The organism is Lyngbya sp. CCAP 1446/10, from assembly GCF_026130175.1.
Lineage (GTDB): Bacteria > Cyanobacteriota > Cyanobacteriia > Cyanobacteriales > Microcoleaceae > Microcoleus.
In genome coordinates this window covers 1-6,416 of record NZ_JAIGNI010000159.1, presented here as the reverse complement: position 1 = coordinate 6,416, position 6,416 = coordinate 1, and the positions used below count along the sequence as shown (strand labels likewise).

The following is a 6,416-nucleotide window of genomic DNA, read 5'->3' as shown; positions in this document are numbered from 1 at the left end:
AACCGTATGTGTAAAGCCAGAAAATCCTTGGCTAATTGCTTGTTTAAACAACTCCTCTACTCTGGCATATAGGGATGGCTGGTTCTTTTTTAAGGTGATTACGTAGTCTCCCCCCTGTTCAACAATTGACTTCACAATTGACCTCTGACAGCCCATCGCATCAATGGTGACAATGCTTCCGTTTAATTCTAATACTTTGAGTAAAGCCGGAATTGCTGTGATTTCATTGGATTTTTTGTTAACTTTAACTTGCCCTAAAACTAATCTTTGACTGGTAGCCCAAGCACTAACCATATGAATCGCTTTTTTATCTCCTCCCCGATCGTAAGAATGGCGAAGAGTTTTCCCATCAATTGCGATTAGTTCTCCTGGATTGAAGCAGCTAATAGATTGAATCCAACTCAAAAAACATTTCTGAAACTGCTCGGGTTTGAGACGAGAAAATACTCGCGCAATTGTGTCGTGTGAAGGTATGCCATTCGGCAATTCTAAAAACTTTTTTAACCATTCATATTTAGATAGACCGTAACTTTCGATATCCACCCATGTGTCAGCACCACAAATCACGGCACAAATTGAGATGGTAATAATATCAATTAATTGATGGCGTTTCGTTCGCTCAATCCTTGGATCTTCTAAGTCAGCAAAATGGTCAGCAATGGTGATTTTAGGCTTGAGTTTCATAAGAACTAACTCTGCTTAAATGTTTCGTATGTAATCAATAATTATTCTCCAATATACCATATTCTGCTAACATAAATTTTAGATGCGTTCGCCCTGCGCTCCTTCCCAAGAATCCAGCGGTGATTTACATAAATCTAAGGTTGTTGGCGGTTCTGATTTATGTCGTAAAGCTCTTTGGCAATGGGTGTTTACTCGAATTGAGCCGAGTCGATCGCGCCTAAAGAATGACATTGGCGATAGGCTTGGTGAAATTATGGATGCTGAAAAACTTAGCGGTCGGCCGGTGCGACTGATTCGATCGCGTGTTGCGGCTAAGGCGGTTAAGTTGCTTTTTAAAGAATTTGTTCGTGAGCTCGTTCAAATCTAAAATCTAAAACCCTAAGTCTTGACAGTCAGGCTTAGGGTTTTTTGCTGCCGACGGCTGATCTAGATTTGCTAGAGTGAATTTGGAGCACAAATTATCATGATTGGTAAAGAATCATCTCGCGTGTGGCTGATTACAGGTAGCTCAACGGGCTTTGGTCGTGCTTTGGCTGAGGCTGCTTTAGATAAGGGCGATCGCGTGATAGCCACGGCTCGCAATGTCAGCCAAATTCAAGACCTGGAGCACAACTATCCGAAAACTGCAAAAGCGGTTCGCTTGGATGTGACTGACCAGACAAGCATTCAAACTGCTGTGGGGTCTTCTGGGTTTGCGGTGATAAGAAAGACTAATTAGAAAAGCAAGCTAATAGTCGATCTCGAAAATTGTCAAAATTAACAAATCCATAGGCTTGACGTTTAATCAGTTTGAGGCGATTGTTGATTCCCTCCATCACACCACTCGTTGTTCGGTTCAAGAAATAGTTACAAATTCCATCGATATGATTGCGAAGCATGGTTAGGGTATCAATGTAAATCGATTGTGCTTTCTTAATCCATTCAAGCAGTAATTTTTTCCCCTCTTCCACACTATGATGACTTTCAAAAATCTCTCTGAATTCTTCCTTCAATTCATAGGCAAGCTTAAGACGCTTAGATTGACTTAAAACTGTAGCCAATTTAATCCGTTCCTCTTCTTTTAAATCTACACCATTTTTCAGGACAATAAATCTGCTACCTTTTCCTTTAATATTGCTTTGTATTCGGATTTTATTCAATTCCTCATTCACATATTTCATCACATGAAATCGGTCATACACTACAATCGCATTCGGAAAAACTTTTTGGATCACTTTTGGAAAACCACCCCACATATCTACACTCACTTCTGATACCTGTTCATGAACCTCAATCGGTTGCTGCATAAGGATTTCCATAATTTGTTTGCTGTTCATGACTATCGATAACTTCAATCAATTGACTTTGGTCAATATCGGAGACTACAGTCACAAAATCTTGATGCCCTTTTCTCATACTGATTTCATCGATACTCAGACGTTTAACCGCTCCCCATGAGACTTTTTTACTTGCAATCGCTGATGATTGAAAATTCCTTGAACTTGAGCCCAACTTAATTCTTCCTCTCGTTTTACCTGTTCCACCGTTGTCACCTGAACACGGTGATAAATATACTCCTCATATCGTTGAGTATAGCGCCGACCTTCATCAACAAAACACAGTTGCTCTGTGAAATATTTTTGACAATTGTTACAGTAGTATTGGCGACGAGGAATTTCCAATTCGATTAACTGACCTGAAATCGGTAAATCTCGAATCAAGATTGTCCGAATCTGATGGAGTTCATCTCTGGACTGTTGACAGTGAGGGCAAGTAGCATGATCAGTCAAAAAACCAACTTTTAGAATTGTTTTTGTATCATTTTTAATACATCTTTCAATCGTAATGTCTGGCAAATTGAGTAATCCGTCAAGATGAAAATCCATGAGCGACGCTCTAGCAGAAAGTTCATATATTATACAGTTTACACCTCAAACCCAGAAGACCCCTGCTGTGCAAAGTGGTTTAGAGGCATTCGAGAGAATTGATGTACTCGTGAACAACGCGGGGTATGGATTAATGGGCGCGATTGAGGAAGTGAGCGATCAGCAAATTCGCAACCAATTTGAAACCAATGTCTTTGGTCTTTTGAATGTGACTCGCGTAGTCATCCCCCTTCTCAGACAACAAGGTTCCGGTCATATCTTGAACATTTCTTCAGTGGGCGGACGGATGACAGTGCCAAGACTGGGACTTTATCATGCCTCTAAATTTGCAGTTGAAGGTCTTTCAGAGTCCCTCGCGCAGGAACTTAAACCATTTGGTATCAAGGTTATAGTCATTGAGCCAGGAGGCTTTGCTACTGACTTTGAAGACCGTTCTTTAATTTCAGCTCATCCGATGCCAGAGTACGATTTCCTTCGAGAGCAAATGGCTAAGTATTCCGCTGAATCTGTTCGTGGTGATGCAGCGATGGGTGTTCAGGCAATGTTGAAAGTTGTGGAATTACCTGACCCACCCATTCACCTAGCGATCGGTCCCAGAGCATTGCCGAGGCTTATCCAAAAACTTTCTTCAGATATCGAAGAATATCAGCGATTTGAAGATATCTGGCAGGCTTCCACCGCCAATGCGAAGCAGGGAATAGGGCTTTCCTAAATCACTCATATTTACACTCAAAAGAGAAACATCATGATTAAGCTTTACGGTCACGAAATGTCTGGTAACAGCTACAAACCAAGACTGTTGCTGGAACTGTTAAACATCGAATATGAATGGGTCAAAGTGGATGTGATGAAAGGCGAACAAAAATCGCCGGAATATCTTGCCCTCAATCCATTTGGTCAAGTTCCTCTGTTGATCGATGGCGATACCAAACTAGCGGATGCTCAAGCTATTTTGGTGTACTTGGCGCGGCAGTATGGCGGCGATAGTTGGCTCCCGTTGGATGCACTCCCGTTGGCTCAAGTCGTTCGCTGGCTATCGACAACTGCTGGAGAAATTCGCCAGGGCCCTGAACATTCCCGACTTTATTATTTGTTTGGGGTTACCAACATCAATATCGAACGGGCACACCAGCAAGCAAAGAATATCCTGACTCAATTAGACCAACATTTGAGTACGCGAAACTGGTTAGAATTCGATCGCCCGACGATCGCCGATATCGCAGTTTTTCCCTACGTTGCTCTGGCGGACGATGGCAAGATTGACCTCGCACCCTATCCCAATGTCCTGACTTGGATCGATCGCATCAAACAACTCCCTGGCTATATCCCAATGGCAGGAATGTAGGTGAACCAACACATCTTAAGAAGAGAGGTAACACATGGCAATCCCAGGCTGGACAAGAACCGAATCGCCGTTTCATGCGGGTGAACTAGCAATTCAAGGCCGAATGGGCACACAGGCGAAGATGGATAGGCAAGGACGACAAATGATTCGGGAATATCTGCCCGATCAGTTTCGGCAGTTCTTCCCCCAACTTCCTTACATAATTGTGGGCACGGTGGATGCCACAGGTAGCCCTTGGGCTTCAATTCTGGTAGGGGAACCGGGCTTTTTGTCTTCACCAGACGATCGCACCTTGCAGGTTGCCGCCAAGCCCCTGTTTGGCGATCCTCTAACAAATACTCTTGCCGATCGCATCGATATCGGCTTGCTCGGAATTGAACTCCATACCCGTCGTCGCAATCGTGTGAATGGTACTGTCACAGCAATTGACTCGGATCGCTTTGAGGTGCAAGTGGGACAAAGCTTTGGCAACTGTCCCAAATATATTCAAGCTCGGATGTTTGAGCTAATTGAGCAAGATTCAGCAACACCGGGATCGATCCATCAATTCCAAATGCTTGGATCGGAAGAACGGGCCGCGATCGCGATCGCTGACACCCTCTTCATTGCAACCGCTTATCAAAACACATCGGCGGGCATTGCTAGTGGGGTAGATGTTTCTCATCGCGGTGGCAAACCAGGCTTTGTGCGGCTAGACGATGACTATACACTGACCGTTCCCGACTTCTCTGGTAATTGTCAATTTAATACCTTTGGCAACCTAGAGTTAAATCCTCGTGCAGGACTACTATTTGTGGATTTTGAGCGGAGCAACCTGCTTTACCTTACTGGCACAGCCGAAGTGATTTGGGAAGGGGCCCAAATCAATGACTACGAGGGAGCAGAGCGATTGTTTCGCTTCCACCTCGATCGTGGCTATCGGGTAGAGGGTAGCCTCCCACTGCGTTGGTCATCGCCAGCATTCTCACCTTTCCTAGATCCCACAGGTTCTTGGTGAGGGAATGGCTTATTTAATCTTGTTAGTGTCACGAAGTTTTCGCCACCAAGAAACTTAATTTTTTAAAGCCTTACAGCCAAAGTATTTCACAATTGCAATTTGCCAGTGCCGAAAACTTCTTGACACTAACCAATCTTGATTAACTTATCTACAAACCAACTTTTATGGAAGCTAAACTCCCTCTCCCACCATTTACCGTAGAAACTGCCTTAGCGAAAGTACAAATTGCTGAAGATGCCTGGAATACCCGCGATCCAGAGCGAGTTTCCCTAGCATACACCGAAGATTCTGAGTGGCGGAATCGATCGGAGTTTCTGAATGGACGAACCGCGATCAAAGCATTTCTCAAACACAAATGGGAGAAAGAACTAGACTATCGCCTGAAAAAAGAGCTTTGGTGCTTTATGGATAATCGGATTGCGGTGCGATTTGAATATGAGTGGCACAATGATTCTGGCTTCTGGTATCGCTCCTATGGTAATGAAAACTGGGAATTTGCTGATAACGGTCTAATGATGCGTCGATTTGCCTGCATTAATGATTTACCCATCCAAGAATCTGAACGAAAGTTTCGCACGTAAGGATTCAGGTCTAAGATTGGGGAATAAGAGAAGGCATAAATAAGTCACAAGGTAAGGATTCAGGTAAGATAACTTCTTGCTGGGGAAAGACTTTAGATCTGTAGCTTGATGCTAAATTAATCTTTATTGTCAACAATACTTCGGACAGTTTTTTAAAGCCTCTGTAAGCTTTACAGTGCAAGCCTTCGCATTTTTAATCTTTTTTTCAGGCGTTGCTGAGTTAGAGTATGAATAGGAGGAATAATTTATGCAACGCAAGCGAATGTAAATCAACCCATATCCGTAAAAATGGCAAGAAAAAAGGAAAACAGAACCACATTTGCGTGCAATGCGGTCGTCAATTCATCAATGAGTATGAGCCAGGGCGAGGTTATAGCGAGGCTATCAAACGTGATTGCCTAAAAATGTATGTCAATGGCATGGGTTTACGGGCAATAGAACGAGTTAAGGGAGTCCATCATACCACAGTAATGAATTGGGTCAAACAAGTCGGAAAACTGTTGCCAGATGTTTATGACCCTGAAGTCATTCCAGAAGTTGGTGAACTCGATGAATTACAAACTTATGTGAAAAAAAAAACAGATAAGATCTGGCTGTGGACAGCGGTAGACCACTTTAAGCCAGGAATTTTAGGATGGGTATTAGGGGATCATAGCGCTAAGACATTTGAACCATTATGGGACAAAGTAAGTGAATGGAAATGTTACTTTTATGTAACAGATGGATGGTCTGTATATCCGATGTTTATTCCTGATGGAGATCAGATTGTTAGTAAGACTTATATGACACGAGTCGAAGGGGAAAATACAAGACTAAGACGTATCCGCTCAATAAGTTGCGGTAAATCTTAATTTTTCGACAGTGTATAACTTATTTGATTCTACAAATATCTTAATTCAGCCACAAAAATCACGCATTTACTGCTTGACCGCTAAATTTTGATT

General features: G+C 42.8%; 9 protein-coding genes and 1 pseudogene. 7 read left to right on the top strand and 3 right to left on the bottom strand.

The genetic code is table 11. From position 1 onward, the window contains the following. On the bottom strand, nt 1–684 hold a 684-nt coding region (locus K4039_RS29625), incomplete at its 3' end, for an ISAs1 family transposase (RefSeq protein WP_265240103.1). A gap of 82 nt (nt 685–766) precedes the next feature. On the opposite strand from K4039_RS29625, the gene K4039_RS29620 reads away from it, so the two are divergent. Both K4039_RS29620 and K4039_RS29615 read left to right on the top strand, forming a co-directional pair. Next, nucleotides 767–1,051 (top strand): hypothetical protein, encoded by a 285-nt coding sequence (locus tag K4039_RS29620; protein WP_265240102.1) that lies wholly within the window; start codon nt 767–769, stop codon nt 1,049–1,051. Between the two features lie 96 nt (nt 1,052–1,147). Next, on the top strand, nt 1,148–1,402 hold the full coding sequence (locus K4039_RS29615; RefSeq protein WP_265240100.1) for an SDR family NAD(P)-dependent oxidoreductase: 255 nt from the start codon (nt 1,148–1,150) through the stop codon (nt 1,400–1,402). Here K4039_RS29615 and K4039_RS29610 read toward each other — a convergent pair. Next, nucleotides 1,395–2,000 carry a transposase gene (locus K4039_RS29610; protein ID WP_265240099.1) on the bottom strand — a complete coding sequence of 202 codons (606 nt, stop codon included), beginning with the start codon at nt 1,998–2,000 and terminating at the stop codon, nt 1,395–1,397. The two genes, K4039_RS29615 and K4039_RS29610, sit on opposite strands and share 8 nt — an antisense overlap. 96 nt (nt 2,001–2,096) lie before the next feature. Then, the gene (locus tag K4039_RS29605) at nt 2,097–2,549 is read right to left on the bottom strand and encodes a transposase family protein (RefSeq protein WP_265240097.1); all 453 of its coding nucleotides are present in this window, start codon (nt 2,547–2,549) and stop codon (nt 2,097–2,099) included. Between K4039_RS29605 and K4039_RS29600 the strand changes: the two genes are divergently transcribed. The 5 genes and pseudogenes from K4039_RS29600 to K4039_RS29580 all read left to right on the top strand — a co-directional run. Next, on the top strand, nt 2,548–3,261 hold the full coding sequence (locus K4039_RS29600; RefSeq protein WP_265240096.1) for an SDR family NAD(P)-dependent oxidoreductase: 714 nt from the start codon (nt 2,548–2,550) through the stop codon (nt 3,259–3,261). The two genes, K4039_RS29605 and K4039_RS29600, sit on opposite strands and share 2 nt — an antisense overlap. Nucleotides 3,262–3,294: 33 nt before the next feature. Beyond that, nucleotides 3,295–3,894 (top strand): glutathione S-transferase family protein, encoded by a 600-nt coding sequence (locus K4039_RS29595; RefSeq protein ID WP_265240095.1) that lies wholly within the window; start codon nt 3,295–3,297, stop codon nt 3,892–3,894. 34 nt (nt 3,895–3,928) lie between these two features. After that, nucleotides 3,929–4,891 (top strand): pyridoxamine 5'-phosphate oxidase family protein, encoded by a 963-nt coding sequence (locus K4039_RS29590; protein ID WP_265240094.1) that lies wholly within the window; start codon nt 3,929–3,931, stop codon nt 4,889–4,891. 164 nt (nt 4,892–5,055) lie between these two features. Continuing rightward, nucleotides 5,056–5,472, top strand: coding sequence for a nuclear transport factor 2 family protein (locus K4039_RS29585; protein WP_265240093.1), 417 nt, complete (start codon nt 5,056–5,058; stop codon nt 5,470–5,472). Nucleotides 5,473–5,699: 227 nt separating this feature from the next. Then, nucleotides 5,700–6,290 (top strand): annotated as a pseudogene (locus K4039_RS29580) (IS1 family transposase); the annotation flags it as partial. Nucleotides 6,291–6,416 lie beyond the last annotated feature (126 nt).